General features: G+C 65.8%; 15 protein-coding genes, 1 pseudogene and 1 riboswitch. Of the genes and pseudogenes, 8 read left to right on the top strand and 8 right to left on the bottom strand.

What is annotated here, in order from left to right; genetic code table 11:
* Positions 1–119: 119 nt before the first annotated feature.
* A complete protein-coding gene (locus tag AC5RTS_RS07570; protein ID WP_493991446.1) occupies positions 120–1,067 on the bottom strand; it encodes a hypothetical protein in 948 nt (315 codons plus the stop codon).
* 262 nt (positions 1,068–1,329) lie between these two features.
* Complete coding sequence (locus tag AC5RTS_RS07565) at positions 1,330–1,980, bottom strand: VOC family protein (protein WP_493991557.1); 651 nt, start codon at positions 1,978–1,980, stop codon at positions 1,330–1,332.
* A gap of 161 nt (positions 1,981–2,141) precedes the next feature.
* Positions 2,142–2,258, top strand: a riboswitch (SAM riboswitch).
* A gap of 79 nt (positions 2,259–2,337) precedes the next feature.
* Here AC5RTS_RS07565 and AC5RTS_RS07560 point away from each other — a divergent pair.
* From AC5RTS_RS07560 to AC5RTS_RS07545, 4 genes are all read left to right on the top strand, one after another.
* A complete protein-coding gene (locus tag AC5RTS_RS07560) occupies positions 2,338–3,654 on the top strand; it encodes a bifunctional o-acetylhomoserine/o-acetylserine sulfhydrylase (protein WP_493991445.1) in 1,317 nt (438 codons plus the stop codon).
* Between the two features lie 7 nt (positions 3,655–3,661).
* On the top strand, positions 3,662–4,786 hold the full coding sequence (gene metX / locus AC5RTS_RS07555) for a homoserine O-acetyltransferase MetX (RefSeq protein WP_493991444.1): 1,125 nt from the start codon (positions 3,662–3,664) through the stop codon (positions 4,784–4,786).
* Between the two features lie 106 nt (positions 4,787–4,892).
* On the top strand, positions 4,893–5,309 hold the full coding sequence (locus AC5RTS_RS07550; protein WP_493991443.1) for an SRPBCC family protein: 417 nt from the start codon (positions 4,893–4,895) through the stop codon (positions 5,307–5,309).
* Positions 5,310–5,345: 36 nt separating this feature from the next.
* Positions 5,346–5,699, top strand: coding sequence for a hypothetical protein (locus AC5RTS_RS07545; RefSeq protein WP_493991442.1), 354 nt, complete (start codon positions 5,346–5,348; stop codon positions 5,697–5,699).
* Here the strand turns inward: AC5RTS_RS07545 and AC5RTS_RS07540 are convergent.
* A complete protein-coding gene (locus AC5RTS_RS07540; RefSeq protein ID WP_493991441.1) occupies positions 5,696–6,475 on the bottom strand; it encodes an SGNH/GDSL hydrolase family protein in 780 nt (259 codons plus the stop codon). The two genes, AC5RTS_RS07545 and AC5RTS_RS07540, sit on opposite strands and share 4 nt — an antisense overlap.
* Before the next feature lie 174 nt (positions 6,476–6,649).
* Between AC5RTS_RS07540 and AC5RTS_RS07535 the strand changes: the two genes are divergently transcribed.
* Entirely contained in the window at positions 6,650–7,297 is a 648-nt protein-coding gene (locus AC5RTS_RS07535) for an alpha/beta hydrolase (RefSeq protein ID WP_493991440.1), read from the top strand.
* 21 nt (positions 7,298–7,318) lie between these two features.
* Here the strand turns inward: AC5RTS_RS07535 and AC5RTS_RS07530 are convergent, their stop codons facing one another.
* Entirely contained in the window at positions 7,319–7,549 is a 231-nt protein-coding gene (locus AC5RTS_RS07530) for an RNA-binding S4 domain-containing protein (protein WP_493991439.1), read from the bottom strand.
* A gap of 159 nt (positions 7,550–7,708) precedes the next feature.
* Here AC5RTS_RS07530 and AC5RTS_RS07525 point away from each other — a divergent pair, with 159 nt between their 5' ends.
* The 3 genes from AC5RTS_RS07525 (at position 7,709) to AC5RTS_RS07515 (ending at position 11,189) form a co-directional block, all read left to right on the top strand.
* Positions 7,709–8,677: a DMT family transporter gene (locus AC5RTS_RS07525; protein WP_493991556.1), complete on the top strand. Its 969-nt coding sequence runs from the start codon at positions 7,709–7,711 to the stop codon at positions 8,675–8,677.
* A gap of 215 nt (positions 8,678–8,892) precedes the next feature.
* On the top strand, positions 8,893–10,281 hold the full coding sequence (locus AC5RTS_RS07520) for a glycine--tRNA ligase (protein WP_227904353.1): 1,389 nt from the start codon (positions 8,893–8,895) through the stop codon (positions 10,279–10,281).
* Positions 10,281–11,189, top strand: a complete 909-nt coding sequence (locus AC5RTS_RS07515; RefSeq protein WP_493991438.1) for a GNAT family N-acetyltransferase — start codon at positions 10,281–10,283, stop codon at positions 11,187–11,189. Before AC5RTS_RS07520 ends, AC5RTS_RS07515 begins: the two co-directional genes overlap by 1 nt.
* Positions 11,190–11,281: 92 nt before the next feature.
* On the opposite strand, the gene AC5RTS_RS07510 is transcribed toward AC5RTS_RS07515, so the two are convergent.
* The 4 genes and pseudogenes from AC5RTS_RS07510 to AC5RTS_RS07495 form a co-directional block, all read right to left on the bottom strand.
* A complete protein-coding gene (locus AC5RTS_RS07510; protein WP_493991437.1) occupies positions 11,282–12,262 on the bottom strand; it encodes a S41 family peptidase in 981 nt (326 codons plus the stop codon).
* Between the two features lie 71 nt (positions 12,263–12,333).
* Complete coding sequence (locus AC5RTS_RS07505; protein ID WP_493991436.1) at positions 12,334–12,918, bottom strand: TetR/AcrR family transcriptional regulator; 585 nt, start codon at positions 12,916–12,918, stop codon at positions 12,334–12,336.
* A gap of 127 nt (positions 12,919–13,045) precedes the next feature.
* The gene (locus AC5RTS_RS07500; RefSeq protein WP_493991435.1) at positions 13,046–14,161 is read right to left on the bottom strand and encodes a TIGR00366 family protein; all 1,116 of its coding nucleotides are present in this window, start codon (positions 14,159–14,161) and stop codon (positions 13,046–13,048) included.
* 22 nt (positions 14,162–14,183) lie between these two features.
* Positions 14,184–14,435, bottom strand: a pseudogene (locus AC5RTS_RS07495) (TIGR00366 family protein); the annotation flags it as partial.
* Positions 14,436–14,507: the final 72 nt, after the last annotated feature.

Genomic DNA, 14,507 nt, shown 5'->3' with positions numbered 1-14,507 from the left:
GAGAATCGACCGGTTTGCCGCTGCGCACTGGGAGAATCGACCGGTTTGCACTTCTTCGACCGGTTAGGAGGGGCCGAAAACGCGTAAACCGGTCGAAGAACTCTGAACCGGACGCAGAATCAGCGGCGCCGGTTTCTGGGGACCCCCGCGCGGACGAGCCTTTGGACCAAACCGTCAGGATTCTGGGGTGAGCCGGTGAGGTCGGCCCAGGACCAGCGGACAAAACCCACGCCGGTTGCCCGGATCGCGTCCTCACGACGTTTTTCCCGGGTGAGTGTTTCCCACGTCGGGGCCGTGCCTGCAACGGACCCCGCGGCGCCCCGGCCATATTTCACCGCGCCGTCAAATTCCCCCACAATCCCCGGCTCATGCCAATAGAAATCCGTACGGCCAAGGAAGCGTCCACCGGCAGAATGGAAGTCCTGCTGAAGCTCCGGGGCAGTAAATCCATAGTGGTGAAGCACAGCGCGTGACAGGGATTCGCCCGGGGACTCCGCGCGTGCGTCAGCAAAATCAATAACCCGTACCGCCCTCCGGTGCTTGGCCCGGTCAGGCAGCCCCTCCGCAACGGCGTATAGATTCTCCTTGCTGAGGGGTGCCAATCCTCTGGCCGGGTCCGGGCGCAGTACATGGTCCATGGCAGGGACGGCTTGCCGGAAGGGAAGATAGGCAGCCATATCGATAACCGTCTGGGCCCGTGAGGTGAGGGCGATTCCGTCCCACTGAGCCACGGAGTCCAAGAGCTTCCGCTCGGTCCATCTCAGGTCACCGCGGCGCCGCCCGCCCGTGGCGGAAGAGCTGAGCAGAAGTATCTCCGCGGGCACGCCGATGACGGGAATGCCCCACATCACGGCCGCAGATTGCTGCACGAGCACCCGGGACCCGCTCCCCGTTTCTACGGCCGCGGTGATACGCAGCCGGTCCCGCTCCCATCGCGGCAGCGTGTTCCATTCAGCAGCGGAAACATACACGCCGCGCCGAACCCGTACCAGTTCCCCTGCGGCACAGCGCCGTGCCAGCGGTTTACCCGGGTCGGAGGCGCCGTCGGCAGCGAAAAACAATGCCATGCGCCACAGGCCTACGGCAGCAGCAGGCCACCCGTCAGCGTGGCGCAACCGGATGTGGACAACGGACGCTGGCGCAGGGTGGACAACGGTCGCCGGCGCGGGGTGGACAACGGTCGCCGGCGCAGGGTGGACAACTGTCGCTGGCGTGGGAATTCGACCGGTTAGCGGCGTTCCGGCCGGTTCTAACCGGTAGAAAAATCCCGAACCGGTCGAAAAAACCCCAACCGGCAGCAAAAACCCAAACCGGTCAAAAACCCCGGAGCTAGATCTCCACCGGACCGTTGGCGGTGTCGAAGGTGACGGACATGATGCCCGGTGTCCCGGCGGGAGCGATCCAGGTGACGTCGACGCCGTCCAGCGGTGCCTCCACCGGGTGGCCCAGCCAGTCAGTGACCCGTGCAGCCGAACCGGCGATGGTCAGCGACTTCAGCTTTACCGAGCCGGGCATCCCGGGCAGGGCGTTGGAGGGGTGCAGGGCCTCGCTGCCGTCATCCCAGCGCAGCAGGTAGGGCACCTGCGGGTCGGCAATCAGCCCGTTGATGCCGATCTGGCGCCAGGTCAGTTCCTGGCCATCGGGGAACTTGCGGTTGCCCGGCACAGAGGGACGGCCAAGGCGTTCTTCGAACGGCGAGAGGTCATCGACCGCTACGCACCAGCCCATCCAGCCGCCGCCGCATTCGGAGCGCTGGCGGACGGCCTGGCCGAAGGGAGCCTTGTCCGAGGCAGGGTGGTTGAGCACCTCGACAACTTCCACATACTGGTTGTTTGCCAGGGGCAGGATCATATTGCGGGTACCGAATCGGGGGTGGACACCACCCTTTACGAAGTCGGCTCCGAGAGCAGCAGCGATTCTCTCGGTGGTGGCCAAAAGACCGTCGGATTCACAGGCATAAGAAACATGGTCCAAGCGCATGCGGCTCATTGTGGCACGTTGTGATGCCCGTCTCGACTAAGGGAAGCCTAAGAAGGAAATCCGTTGCCTGAGGACACGAAATCCACATCCACGGCCCGCGGGTTTTTCACGAAAAGTCACGAAGGTTGCGCATCTTGCGGGGATCAGTTTTTATGGGTGCAGGTCATGAGTGCCAGCAGATAGCCCCGGCTTGCTGGCCGGCAACCCTCCAACCGCGGTGGGGTGCCCCGGGTGAAGACCTGGCCGTACGCCAAACGGGCGTCCGGCAAGCGCGGGTCCCACAAACCCCACCGGACATCCGGCGTACCCGGATGTTCCCGCGGAGGCAGTGTGCGGCCCCTGGCATGAGGGAGCATCATGAGTGCAGATTGGTCATTTGAAACCCGTCAGATCCACGTAGGACAGGAGCCCGACGCCGTTACCGGCGCCCGCGCCCTGCCCATCTTCCAGACATCGTCCTTTGTTTTTCCCAGCGCGGAGGCAGCCGCAAACCGGTTTGCCCTGGCCGAACTGGAACCCATCTACACCCGGATCGGCAACCCCACGCAGGAAGCCGTGGAGAACCGGATCGCTTCCCTGGAGGGCGGCGTCGGCGCACTCCTGCTGGCCTCGGGACAGGCCGCCGAAACCTTCGCACTGCTCAACGTGGCGCAGGCCGGCGACCACATTGTGGCCAGCCCGAGCCTGTACGGCGGAACGTACAACCTGTTGAAGCACACGCTGAAGAAGTTCGGCATCGACACCACCTTCGTGCAGGACCCGGATGACCTGGAGCAGTGGCGCGCCGCGGTCCAGCCCAACACCAAGGCCTTCTTCGGCGAAGTGGTCTCCAACCCCCGCCAGGACGTGCTGGATCTGGAAGGGATCAGCGCCGTCGCCCACGACGCCGGCGTTCCCCTGATCGTGGACAACACGCTCTCGACGCCGTACCTGATCCGGCCGATTGAGTGGGGCGCGGACATTGTGGTGCATTCGGCCACCAAGTACCTTGGCGGACACGGCACCTCCATTGCCGGGGTGATCGTGGACTCGGGCAACTTCGACTTCGCCGCGGACCCGGAGAAGTTCCCCGGCTTCAACACCCCCGATGAGAGCTACAACGGCCTGGTCTACGCCCGCGACCTGGGCGTCGGAAGCCCGCTGGGTGCCAATCTGGCCTACATCCTGAAGGCACGGGTGCAACTGCTGCGCGACCTCGGCTCGGCAGTCTCCCCGTTCAACGCATTCCTCATCGCCCAGGGCCTGGAAACCCTGAGCCTGCGGGTGGAGCGGCACGTAGCCAACGCCGTCGAGGTCGCCACCTGGCTCGAAGCGCACGACGACGTCCTTTCCGTTGCGTACGCCGGCCTGGAGTCGAGCCCGTGGTTCGAACGCGGACGCAAGTACGGCCCGCGCGGAACCGGGGCCATTGTGTCCTTCGAAATCGCCGGGGGAGTGGAAGCGGGCAAGCGCTTCGTGGACGGGCTGGAGCTGCATTCCCATGTGGCCAACGTGGGCGATGTTCGCTCGCTGGTGATCCATCCGGCCTCCACCACGCACAGCCAGCTCGGTGCCGAAGCGCAGCTCGCCGCCGGTGTCAGCCCCGGGCTTGTGCGCCTGTCCGTGGGCATTGAGCACATTGCCGACATCCTCGCGGATCTCGAGGCCGGCTTCCGGGCCGCCAAGGGCGCGTAGCCGCATCGTGACTATCCGGCACTCTGCACCGCAGCACCCCGCCACCGCCGTGGACGGGGTGCTGCGGTTCGCCTCCATCGGCGGACTGAAACTGGAAACCGGCGGCTACCTGCCCGACGTCGTCCTCGGTTATGAGACGTGGGGTGAGCTGAACGCGGACGCGAGCAACGCCGTGTTCGTGGCCCATGCCCTCACCGGAAGCACCCATGTGGCCCGCGGGCACACGGAGGAGCCCGGCTGGTGGGATGAACTGGTAGGGCCGGGGCGGACCGTGGATACGAACCGCTTCTTTGTGGTGGCGGCGAACATGATCGGCGGCTGCTACGGTTCCACCGGCCCGTCCTCACTGGACCCGCAGGGCCTGCCCTGGGGTTCGCGGTTCCCGCTGGTCACCATCCGCGACGCCGTGCGCGCCGAGGCACGGCTGGCCGACCACCTGGGCATCCCCGCCTGGCACGCCGTGCTGGGCGGTTCCCTGGGCGGGGCGCGGGCCCTGGAATGGGCAGCCACCGAACCGGACCGGGTGCAGCGGTGCGCCGTGATTGCGGCGACCCCGGCCAGCACTGCCGAGCAGATTGCCTTTGCCCAGGCCCAGGTTGCAGCCATCCGGCTGGATCCGGACTTCAGCGGGGGTGACTACTACAACGGCACCCCGCCGCTGGCCGGTCTGGGCCTGGCCCGGCGGATAGCCCACATCACCTACCGGTCCGAACCGGAGCTGGAATACCGGTTCGGTCGCAGCCCGCAGGAGCACGAGGATCCCTTCGGGGCGGTCCTGCCCGCGGAACGGGGCCGATACGCCGTCGAAAGCTACCTCGACCACCAGGCCGACAAGCTGGTGGGCCGTTTCGATGCCAACACCTACCTGGTCCTGACCGAGGCCCTGATGGGGCACGACGTCGCCCGCGGACGCGGGTCGCTGCGCCAGGCACTGGCGCGGACAACGGCCGAGTTCTTTGTGGCTGCGGTGGAGTCGGACCGCCTCTACTTTCCGCAGCAGTCCGCGGACCTCGCGGCGGCACTGCCGCGGGGGACACAGGTGCATCTGATCCGTGCGCCGATCGGGCACGACGGTTTCCTGACCAGCGTGCGCGAGATCGCCGGCCCGCTGCGGGCAGCGTTCTTCGCCTAGCGGAAACGAAGGTAGGTGCGGGACCGCCCGCGGCAATCCCAGCCGCGGGCGCACGTCACCGGAACTCCTCTTGCCAACCGGCCCCGCCCGGGCGAAAACTCTTCCCATGACAGACCGCATTCACCTATCCGGACGTGCCCGGTGTTCGCCGCAGGAACTCTGGCACACGCTCGTGGATAACCGTGCCGCCTGGTGGCCGGACATGGATTTCGCACCCCATCCCGGCGCCCCGCTTCACGAGCGCTGGATGGAGGACGGCGTGGAACACGTTGCCCGCGGGACCGTCCTGGCCGTGGCCCCGGAGAAGCTGCTCTCCTTCCGCTGGACGGCCCCCGACTGGGAAGCGCACACCGTAGTGAGCTTTGAACTGATGCCGGCCGACGACGACGGCGGGCTGGCGACGGACATCGCCGTCACCGAAAGCGGGTTCTCCGGGCTGAGATCCGGGCCCGAACTGTCCGAGGCACACCGTGAAGGCTGGGCGTTCCATCTGGCGAACCTGATAGAGCAGGCGGAGAAGTAAACGTGAATCAGGCGCGGGCGGGTTAGCCTTGGCGCCATGAGTGAAACAGCGGATGCGCCCAACCGCGGCCCGAGCCGGGCAGTGCGGATCCTTAGGGCATTGGTGGTTCCGCTGGCGGCCGGTGTGCTGGTGGTGGCCGGAGCCGTGCTGGCGGCGACCGGCACCACGGAGTCCTTCGGCTGGTTCTCCTACGCTCCGCTGCAGGAAGGCACGCTGGAGCCGGCCCCCGGACCGGGGAGCCTGCTGATGCTCACCGGCAAAATGCAGCTGGGCTACCTGCTGGTGATTGCGGGCCTGCTGGCCGCCGCATTCTGGGGCGGGTTCCGGCTGGGCCGGCGGGGCGGGCACCGCCGCGGCATTCGGCGGCCGGACCCGGCGCCGCGGGGTTAATCCTCCGTGTGGGAGCCCAAAGGCATGGGGGCACCGAACATGGGCCCGGCTTCCGGCCGCTTGGCTGAAATGCCGTCACCGGAAGACTTATGCCGTACCCGGCGGACCACCCACGGGAACAGGAACTCGCGGGCCCAGACCAGGTCCTCGGACCGGGCCGTTCGCCAGTTCTTGGGCGGCAGCGGTTTGTTCTCCAGCGGCTGCAGCGAATGCGGCACGTTGAGTGTATCCAGCACCATGGCGGCAACGGTGTGATGTCCCAGCGGCGAGAAGTGCAGCCGGTCAGGTGCCCACATCTGTGCCTCGCTCAGTTCACGAAGAGCCCACATATCGGCAATCACCGCATCATGCCGGGCGGCCACCGTGCGCAGGTTCTCGTTGTAAATGGCAACCCGTCCGCGCACGCTGCCGATCACCGGAGTGCTGCCCAGATCCGGGCCGGTGAACAGCACCACGGTGGCCCCGGTGCCGCGCAGCCGGGCGATGGCGCCGTCCATGCGTTCGGCGAGCTTGTCCGGATCCCCGCCGGGCCGGATGACGTCATTGCCCCCGGCGCAGATGGTGATGAGGTCCGGTTTGAGGGACAGTGCCGGTTCCAACTGCTCGTCGATGATCTGGTTGAGCAGCCGGCCGCGGATAGCCAGGTTGGCGTAGGCGAAATCCGGGTGGCCGGCGGCGAGTTCCTCAGCCACGCGGTCCGCCCAGCCGCGGTTCCCGCCGGGGCTGTCAGGGTTCGGATCGCCGATGCCCTCCGTGAAGGAATCTCCCAGTGCCACGAACCGGTTCCAAGGATGAGGAGGGACATCCGGTGCGGACGTTTCGGCCGGGAGAGTCGTGGTATGCGGTGTCGATTTTGTACTCACCGGTCAATACTCGCAAACGGGGTGAGGGCTACGCGACCGTAAGTTGGGCATTCCGGCCGGCGGGGCTGGAAATGCCAGAATAAGGGAATGACTGAACCGAATCCCGTTGTCCTCTGGTCCAAGCCCGAAGCCGAACGTGCCGGCACCCCGCTCCTTGTGCTGTTCCACGGGTATCTGGCCAACGAAGAAGACCTCATGGGTTTGGCCGATTACCTGCCGGGGGACTTCACCATCGCCTCGATGCGCGCTCCGCAGGCCATGGGACCGGGATACACCTGGTTCCCGCTGATGAGCGACGCCGAGTACAGCGTGGAATCCGTGGTGGACTCCGTCGCGGATGTCTCGGCCTGGCTCGACGGCGTCAGCGGCGTCCATTCCAGTGTCAGTCTGCTGGGCTTTTCCATGGGTATGGCCGTGGCCACCACCCTCATGCGGCACCGCCCGCGGGACTTCGCCGCCGTCGTCGGGCTCTCCGGCTTTGTGGTGCCGTCCCAGGACAACCCCTTTTTCCATGACGAGGAACTGGCGCAGCACAAGGTGCCGTTCTTCTGGGGCCGGGACCAGGCTGACCCGGTCATTGATCCGCAGCGGATCGAATACACACATGCCTGGCTCAACGGCCACACGGCACTGACCAAGATTCTCTACTCAAACATGGGCCACGGCATCAACATGCAGGAACTGGGCCATGTGAAGGAGTTCCTGGCGCACACGGTGCTGCGGGACGCGGCCTGACCGAAGGGTCCGCGCGGCGCGTCAGCCCTCGCGGATAATCCGGACGGTCTCGCCGTTCACGGAGACTTCGTCCCCGGCGTGCAGCTGGCGGCCGCGGCGCTCTTCAATCTCACCGTTGACCTTCACCAGCCCGTCTTCGATGAGCTGTTTGGCGTGGATACCGTCCTCGGCCAGGTTGGCGAGCTTGAGCAGTTGGCCCAGGCGGATCATTTCGTCGCGGATGGGCAGGTCTTGGGCCTCGGTAGAACTCATGCCTCCATTCTGCCCGACATCGGCTGCCGCCGGGCGCAGCACCCCTGCCGTCCGGCGCTGCATTCCTCCCGTCCGGCGCCGGTGCGCCGGCTGCGGCATGGCGACGCGGGCGACGGCGGGACACAGCGGTAGGGTAATCGGGTGCCAAATGCTGTGCGGATGTCCCCGCTGATCGGTCTGCCCCTGTCCCTGCTTGCCGGTGTCGCCATTCCCTCCCAGGCCCGTGTCAACGGCGCCCTGGGCGAACGCCTCGGCGACGGCCTGGGTGCCGCCCTCATCAGCTTTGTCGTCGGACTGGTGGTGATGGCGGTGATCAGTGCTGCCCTGCCGCGCGGCCGTGCCGGAGCAGGCCAGCTGATTCCCGCGCTGCGGGAACGGCGCTTCCCGCGCTACTACGTGCTCGCCGGCATGATCGGCGGCTATTTCGTCCTGTCCCAGACCCTGACCGTGGCAGTCCTCGGCGTGGCCGTGTTTACGGTGGCCACCGTGGCCGGACAGACCCTGACCGGACTCGTGGTGGACCGGCTCGGGATCGGCCCGGCCGGCAAGAAGGCGCTGACCATCATGCGGGTGGTGGGCGCGGTGCTGACCATTGCCGCCGTGGCATGGGCCGTCAGTCCGAAACTGGGTGCCGGGGGAGATCCCTCCGAATGGCTGCTGCCGGTGCTGCTGCCCCTGACCGCCGGCATGCTGATGAGTTTCCAGCAGGCCATGAACGGCACCACCGGAATGCACTACGGCACGCCCATCACCGCCACCTTGGTGAACTTCATCTCCGGCACCGTCCTGCTGGCCGTGCTCTGGGGCATCAAAGTAGCGGTCTCCGGGCTGGGCAACCCGCTGCCCACCGAGTGGTGGCTCTATCTGGGCGGGCCGCTGGGCTGTGTCTTCATCGGCGTGGGTGCGTTGCTGGTGCGCAGCCTGGGTGTGCTGCTGACCAGCCTGGGCCTTATCGGCGGCCAGCTGATCGGTTCCCTCCTGCTGGACCTCGTGTTCCCGGCGCCCGGCTCCGTCGTTGTGGCGGCCACCGTGCTGGGGACGCTGCTCACGCTGCTGGCCATAGTGGTGGCAACTCTGCCGTGGAACACACCCGGCGCTCGCCCGTGGCGGGCCCGGACGCGGCGGTAGCGATGTGCCGGGCTGGAGCCGCTGCTGAAGCGCCGGTTCCGGCATACACATACCGGTAGCGGGCTTTTCCGGTAGTGACCTTAAGCTGGTATCTATAGGTTTTGCCCTCCACGGGCTCCCGGACGGACATTCGACCGGGGTCACGCGTGGCCGGGATCAGAAGCGGACCGCACCCAGCGGCCTGCGCGACACGAAAAGAACGGCGGTACCATTCCATGGCTTCGACCAAATCCAAGCTGGATCCCATCATCTCCCTGGCCAAGCGCAGGGGGTTTGTTTTCCAGTCGGGTGAGATTTACGGCGGGTCGCGGTCCGCATGGGATTACGGCCCCCTGGGTGTCGAACTCAAGGAAAACATCAAGAAGCAGTGGTGGCAGCACATGGTCCGCGGCCGCGACGACGTCGTCGGGCTGGATTCCGCCGTCATCCTGCCGCGCCAGGTCTGGGAGGCCTCGGGCCACGTGGAGGTCTTCTCCGACCCCCTGGTGGAGTGCCTGAGCTGCCACAAGCGTTACCGTGCGGACCACCTTGAAGAGGCGTACGAGGAAAAGAAGGGCCACGCCCCCGAGAACGGCCTGGCCGACATTGCCTGCGCCAACTGCGGCACCAAGGGACAGTGGACCGAGCCGCAGGAATTCTCCGGCCTGCTCAAGACCTTCCTGGGCCCGGTGGCCAACGAGGAAGGCATGCACTACCTGCGCCCGGAAACCGCGCAGGGCATCTTCGTGAACTTCAACAACGTGCTCACCACTTCGCGCAAGAAGCCGCCGTTCGGCATCGGCCAGATCGGCAAGAGCTTCCGCAACGAAATCACCCCGGGCAACTTCATCTTCCGCACCCGCGAGTTCGAGCAGATGGAAATGGAATTCTTCGTCGAGCCGGGCACGGACGAGGAATGGCACAAGTACTGGATTGAAAACCGCTTCAACTGGTACGTGAACCTGGGCATCGACCCGGAGAACCTGCGCCTCTTCGAACACCCGCTGGAAAAGCTCAGCCACTACTCCAAGGGCACCACCGACGTGGAGTACCGCTTCGGCTTCCAGGGCAGCGAGTGGGGCGAGCTGGAAGGCATCGCCAACCGCACCGACTTTGACCTCGGTACGCATTCCAAGCACTCCGGCACGGACCTGAGCTACTTCAACCAGGCCACCAACGAGCGCTTCACCCCGTACGTGATCGAGCCCGCCGCGGGCCTGACCCGTTCCTTCATGGCGTTCCTGGTGGACTCCTACACCGAGGACGAGGCTCCCAACGCGAAGGGCGGCGTGGACAAGCGCACCGTCCTGAAGCTGGATCCGCGCCTGGCCCCGGTCAAGGCCGCCGTGCTGCCGCTGAGCCGCAACGAGGACCTCTCGCCCAAGGCCAAGGACCTCGCCGCGCAGCTGCGACGGAACTGGAACATCGACTTCGACGACGCCGGTGCCATTGGCCGCCGCTACCGCCGCCAGGACGAGATCGGCACCCCGTTCTGCATCACCGTGGACTTCGACACCCTCGAAGACCAGGCCGTCACCGTGCGCGAACGCGACACGATGGCCCAGGAGCGGGTGAGCCTGGACAAGGTCGAGGGCTACCTCGCGGAAAGGCTGATCGGCGCGTAATGGCTTTGACGTTCCGCGAATGGCGCGAAGACGATGACCTCAAGCTGAACCAGCTCTGGGGTGATCCCGAGGGTGCGCAGGCAGGGCAGTTCCGTGCCGTCCTGCGTCCCTCCTCGGACGAGCCGTGGAGCCGCTGCATAGTGGCCGAAGATGACGGGATTCCGGTAGCGGCGGGGGTGGTCTACGAGACCAGCCTGCACCCGGACCGGCTCTGGGCCTATGTGGAGGTGGCCCGGGAAAACCGGCGCACCGGCCTCGGGACCACCCTGCTGGACATGCTGCGCAAGGAAGCCGAGTCGGCGCCGTCGGGCGTCACCAAGCTGCGTGCGAAGGTGGAACCGGGCACCCCGGCCGCTGCCTTCGCCGAGGCTGCCGGGCTGCGGCCCATCCAGCGGTCCGCGGTGATCGTGGTGGAACCGGGCCGGCTGAAGCTTCCCGTGTTCAACGACGACGGCCCCCAGCTGGACGAGGCTGCCACCGGATCGGTGGAACTCACCTCCGCCGTCACGGCGTTCTACAACTCCGTGCACGAAGGCTGGGACCGCTCCGAAATGAGCCTGGGCAAGGCCCAGCAGATGCTGCTCAATGACGCCACCGGTGCCTCCGGGGCCGTGGTGCTCCGGGACCAGCCGAAGAAGAACGGCGGAAAGATTGCCGCCTTCGCGGTGAGCTACACCCAGGAACGCACCGATGAGCCGGCTGACGTGCTGGTGGGCTATGACACCGGGCTGGATGACGCCGAGGCGCAGGCCGCGGTGGAATCCCTCCTCGCCATGCTGGCCTACCAGTACCCCGTGCAGCTGGAAGTGGACGAATCCATGACCGCCGTGGTCCGGGCGCTGGGACCGCTGATGAAGGCGGGCGCGGCCCGGCAGGTGGGCAGCGAGACGTTGATCCTCAGCGACTAAAAAGGTGTGAACACCGCAGAGGCGGTCCCTCGTGATGCAGGGGCCGCCTCTGCCATGTCAGTATCGCGCCGTCGGACCATTCGGCACGTCGATCAACACTGGGCCAGGAGCCAGGTCGTTGCTGAGGCAATGTCGTCGGTGTAGGACCGGATATGTTCATCGGGTGGGATCGGCCCGTCGTGGACTGTCCCTGAGCGGTCTTGGTTGCGAGCGACCGTTATGGCGAGGATGGCGCCATCTTCCATCTGGATTAGATCGTTGAATGACGTGTAACCGCGGGTCTCCCGCCCGAACGTCCTGACGCCATCCTGCCCCTCCAATGCCAGAATGATCGCTTCCCCGGCGCTGACGGTCCCCCTATCCTGAAGCACCGCGATATGTGGAGAACCGATCCGGGGAAAGGGAACGGCGGAATCCGACCAGACACTGCCGTCCGGTGCAAATATCCGGGGGCCTTCGAACCTGAAACGGGCAACGTGTCCGTTCGGATAGGCAAATGACAGCACTTCGCCGTCGTCGATCAGGGGCGTTACGGCGCCGAGGATGGGAAAAACGTTTCCGCCTGAGTGGTTCCTCAGATCGAGGATCCATCCGCACGGGGCGGTAGGAGCGACGTCCGATATTCCCTTGATGCCGGCATCCGTGTACACTTGCAGCGTTTCGAGGTTGTCGCTTGCCAATCCTGGCAGCGTGATCAGACCAATCCCGTCTCGGGACTCGACTCCGGGCAGGGCATAGGTGCCCGTGGCTGACCGATAAGCCCGTGTTTGCTCGGGCGGGGAGAATGAACTGTGTCCGCCGCCGGCGATGCGGGCAAGACGGTCCAGGAGGGCATATGCCTCATCCATGCCCTCAAGATCCTTAGCATCGGTTATCGCGTCTGCCCGTGCCTGTTTCCATTGAGCGCTGTCGGCTCGGATTCCGGTATCCAGACGAGCCAGCACCTCCAGCACATATCTCTCTTCTGCACGTTCCTGCTCCTTCAGCTGGACCGCCGGCCCAACGAACAGCATGAGGAAAAGAACCAAGAGGAAGGTGGCTGCCTTTGGAGGCCAGGTTCTTTTGGATGTCACGCGGCCATGCTACGTGGCTGATCAGCAGCAACGTCCATTACAACGCGTCGGGGATGGGCTGGCCGCCCGGATCAGGTGTTGAGCCGCCCGGACAGTGCATAAAGCACTGACGAGGCCACATCCGAGACGGACCGTTCCGGATCAAAGACCAGCCAGTCCAGGGCGCCCATCAGGGTTGCCCCGAACACGCTGCCGGCAATCAGGGTCAGGCTGTCCGGCCCGCCGGCGTCGGAGGCATTCCAGCCGCCGGTCTGCCGGATCGGCTCGACAAACTCTGCCAGTGCCTCCTGGCGGAGCAGATGCAGGGAGTGCTGCCACGTGCGGTCGGTCCGCAGGATTTCCGCGGCCATCAGCTTGGCCAGTGCCCGGTTCTCGGAGAGCAGTTCCAGCAGGGCCCGCACCATGGACTCAATGGCGGCCCACCCTTCCACGCCGCTGCGTGCCGTGCGCAGGCATTCGGTCAGCGCGCCCACGCCCTCCAGCAGGAGGGTTTCGAAGAGTTTGTCCTTCGCGGAAAAGTTGTAGTACAGGCTGCCTTTGGCCACCCCGGCACGTTCTGCAACGTCATCCATGGTGGTGCCGGAGATGCCGTTGGCGGCTGCAAGCTCCAGCGCAGCGTCCAGGATGGCGCGCTTGGTGCCGGATTCGCGTGGCATGCGGCAATACGTCCTTTGATCCGATGAAATGTTCTCCCTCTGATCTTAGTTGTCCGCCCGACAGGTCCCGGCGCCCGGCAGGTCCCGGCGTCCGACAGGTCCCGGCGCCCGGTGATGGGACCTCCGGTCAGGGAGCGGGTGCTTCCGCCGGGATGACGGGCGGTTCGAAGGTGAAGGTCATCCCGAGCAGCCAAACCAGCAACAGCACCACGGGCAGGTGAATGGTGAACTGCAGGAAGGTGAATCCCACCAGGTCCCGTGCCCGCAGCTTCAATACCGCCAGCAGGGGGAGCATAAAGAACGGGTTGATCAGGTTCGGCAGTGCCTCGGCAACGTTGTAGATCTGCACTGTCCAGCCGAGATTCATTTGCACGTCGGTGGCGGACTGCATCACGTAGGGCGCCTCAACCAGCCATTTCCCGCCCCCGGAGGGTACAAAAATGCCCAGGATTGCGGTGTAGATGGCGATGATCACGGCAAAGCCGCCGCCGGAACCGATGCTGGTGAAGAACTCGGCCAGGTGCGAGGAGATGGTCATCCCGTTGGAGCCCTCGGCCTTGGTGAGGATGGCGGCCATGGCAGCGTACAGCGGGAACTGCACCAGGATGCCGGCGGTGGCTGGAACAGCCTTGGTGACGGCCTGCAGAAATTTGCGCGGAGTCCCGTGCAGCACCAGGCCCAGCACCAGGAAAACCAACAGGTATCCGTTCAGGCTTGAGATGACGCTCAGGAACGGTTTGCTGAGGAACTGCGAGATCAGCCAGCCGACGGTCAGCAGGCCCAGGAACGCGGGCAGGATCCGGCTGTATTCCAGCCATTCACCCGGGCGCTCCCGCTCGGCTGCAGGCTCCGGAGCGTCATTGAGGTCCACGTCCAGGTCCTGCGCCGTGCGGATGGCCAGCCCCCGCGGAGCCGAGAAATGGGCAATCAGGGTGGTGAGCGCTATCAGGATGGCGCAGGTGAGCAGGGACTGCCAGGTGAAGATGGTCTTGCCGAAGTCCAGCACACCGGTGACCTGCAGCAGGGCCGGCGGGATCGACGCCGCCGTCGCCTGCAGTTGGGCCGCCGAAGAGGAGAGTCCCAGCGCCCATACTGCGCCGAGCCCCATAAACGCCGCAGCGCCCAGTGCCCGGTAGTCCACCCGCAGATCCTGCCTGCGGGCAATGGCCCGGGCCAGCAGCCCGCCAAAGACAAGGCTGAGCCCCCCAGTTGAGGAACGAGACGGACATGGACAGGAATGCAACAAAACTCACCGCCGTGGCGGCGGTTTGCGGAACCAGGGCAAGCCGGGCGATCAGCCGTGCCACCGGCGGGGAGGTGGCCACCGTGTAGCCGGTGAGCACCACCATGGCCATCTGCAGTGTGAACGCGGTCAGATCCCAGAATCCGTTGCCGAAGGAATCAACCACCGCCTGCGGGGAGGAGCCATTCAGCAGTGCCGCGAGCGCGACAAGAACCACGCCTCCCAGCGCAAAAACGTAGGCGTCCGGAAACCATTTTTCCGTCCAGCGCGCCATCATCTGGGCGACACGGGCCAGTCCCTTCTCTGAAGGGACAGCAGTACTCGGAGCAGCAGTGGTCATGGGAAA

It is taken from the genome of Arthrobacter sp. MDT1-49-2 (genome assembly GCF_059090185.1).
Note: the sequence above shows the minus strand (reverse complement) of the source record. Positions and strands in the feature narration are given on the sequence as shown.